2 protein-coding genes and 1 pseudogene are annotated in these 2,496 nt (G+C 38.1%); 2 read left to right on the top strand and 1 reads right to left on the bottom strand.

What is annotated here, in order from left to right; translation table 11 throughout:
- Positions 1–106 (bottom strand): annotated as a pseudogene (locus ACR2F7_RS01460) (DNA polymerase IV); the annotation flags it as partial.
- A gap of 315 nt (positions 107–421) precedes the next feature.
- On the opposite strand from ACR2F7_RS01460, the gene ACR2F7_RS01455 reads away from it, so the two are divergent.
- Both ACR2F7_RS01455 and ACR2F7_RS01450 read left to right on the top strand, forming a co-directional pair.
- Positions 422–877, top strand: coding sequence for a cupin domain-containing protein (locus ACR2F7_RS01455; RefSeq protein ID WP_432711833.1), 456 nt, complete (start codon positions 422–424; stop codon positions 875–877).
- Positions 878–962: 85 nt separating this feature from the next.
- The gene (locus ACR2F7_RS01450) at positions 963–1,979 is read left to right on the top strand and encodes a carboxymuconolactone decarboxylase family protein (protein WP_432711832.1); all 1,017 of its coding nucleotides are present in this window, start codon (positions 963–965) and stop codon (positions 1,977–1,979) included.
- The last annotated feature ends 517 nt before the right edge of the window (positions 1,980–2,496 follow it).

Below are 2,496 nucleotides of genomic sequence, written 5' to 3'. Positions count from 1 at the left end.
AAGCCACTACCCCACGATCAGAAGTGCCGCCAATGATGACAGGCTTACCGACAAGTGAGGAGTCTTTTTTTACTTCGACGGAAACAAAAAAGGCATCCTGGTCCATGTGAATGATTTGCTTTTCTGTTGACATGACTAATGAATTTAGAATAAGACAAAGTTAGGCTAAAATTATTAGTTGTTTCAAATAATTTACTAACATTATTAGCTAATAAATAGTAAACTAATCATATTGCTAAGAGGGGCTTTTTTTCTCGATATAATGATAATATTGTTCTGCATGATGAGGCAATCAGTGATATTGGTAGCGTTAGCGATAATTTGTATACCACAAAGCTCTTTTTAAGCACTAAATTTGTAAACATGATAATTGCCAAAGCGCGAAAATGAAGCACCAATTAAACCCCTAAAAACGAAAGCTATGAAACAAGCACTTTACGTTGCAATTTTATTAGTTGCTACGCTGTCTCTACCTGCAGCAGCCCAGGAAACGCCAATTTTTCCGAAAGGCGAAAAATCTCCTAACGTTCATCATGTAGGAAATGTATGGCTCCATGAGTTGAATGCGGCCGATAGTATATTCACTTATGGCACATCAGTAGCCATATTTGATCCCGGAGCAAGGTTAGATTGGCATAGTCACCCGGGTGGACAGATTTTAATTATCACTGAAGGTGTTGGTTATTACCAGGAAAAAGGCAAGCCCAAGCAAATTGTACGTCGCGGGGAAGTTGTAAAATGCCTTCCGGGTGTCGAGCATTGGCATGGTGCCACCCCTGATCGTGGTGTTACCTATATTGCTACCTCACCTGCGCAAAAGGGGAAAACAATATGGTTACATAGGGTAACCAACGAAGCGTATAATAGTGTTAAATAAGAACAGCAAAATCACCAACAATATGGGTAATAGCAAATATTTAAATTGGATATTTATTTTTGTTTTATTTATCAGTGTAAAAACAATGGATGCACAAACACCATCTGAAAAAAGCCCTACCCTAAGCGCCACGCAGCAGGGCATTGTAAATATTTCTGCACTCACGGCAACGGGCGATTTGGTGACACTAAAAACTCAGCTTAACACGGCACTCGATGCAGGCCTCACCATTAATGAAATTAAAGAAATTTTGACACAGCTGTATGCTTATTGTGGTTTTCCAAGAAGCCTGAACGCGATCAACACTTTTAAAGACGTTTTGGAAGAAAGAAAATCAAACGGTATCGATGACAAGCAGGGAAAGGAAATTCTTTTAAGCAACCAAACAAGCGACAAATACGAACAGGGCAGAAAAGTTTTGGAAGTGTTAACTAAAACACCACAAGCCAAACCTGCACCTGGTTATGGAGAATTTGTTCCAAGGATAGATGCTTTTTTAAAAGAACATTTATTTGCAGACATTTTTAGCAGCAATGTATTGACCTACCAACAAAGGGAATTGGTAACCGTTTCGGCATTAGCAGCTATGCCGGGCGTAGAAGCACAATTACAATCTCATATAAAACTAGCGATGAATACGGGGATTACCGAAAGCCAGTTGCTGCAATTAGCAGACATTATAGAGAACCTAATCAACAGCACACAAGCAAATTCCTTAAGAAAGCTGTTATCAAAGCCCGTGGCACCTCTTGCGGAACAAGAGATGATGGTACGCATTGCAGAAATAGAAATTGTACCTCAATATTTAGCAGACTACCTCAGCATCCTCAAAAAAGAAGCTGCCAACTCTGTAAAAATTGAACCGGGTGTAATTGCCATTTTCCCGATGAACCAACAAGAAAACCCAACACAAATAAGGATTGTAGAAATATATGCCAATAAAGCCGCTTATCAAGCACACCTGCAAACGCCTCATTTTCAGTATTACAAAACCAATACCCTTAAAATGGTGAAATCTTTAAAAATAGTAGAGATGAACAGCCTTGATAAAGAAACAATGACAGAGATTTTCAAGAAGCTCAACAAAAAATATCATCGATAAATTAACCCACTTTATCAATACACTCCTCCAAATACTCGCTTATAGTTACATCAATTATAGCGCAAGTAAAGCGAAGTAAAGTCCTTGTTAAAAGAATTGATCCTTTATCATGATGAATGGTACGGGATCTTTTTGTTTAAGGTACCTTAACGACAAGCAATATTTACCTAATCGGTTAGTAAGTATTGAAAGGGCATTAACAGGGCCTTCAGTTATCGATCGATATAGAAAGGCCCTACGAAGGCCCTACCAACGCCCTCTGAACGATATGGAAACTATAAGGTGTATATTAATTATAAGTTACATATACATCATTAAAACTTAACTATTTTTACAGCTATTTCGGGAGTTAATTCCATAAAAAATGCCCCAAAAATGAGTTGCTTTTTTGGGGCATATCCATATCTGAAAATGATACAGTCTCTGCTGAGGTATAATGTTTATTTATTGTTGCCTGGCATACTTAATTTCCATGGTTTTCATTTCCTTGCCATCCATTGTGCAATACATTTCCATG

This window comes from Pedobacter sp., assembly GCF_045628745.1.
Classification (GTDB): Bacteria; Bacteroidota; Bacteroidia; order Sphingobacteriales; family Sphingobacteriaceae; genus Pedobacter.
Note: the sequence above shows the minus strand (reverse complement) of the source record. Positions and strands in the feature narration are given on the sequence as shown.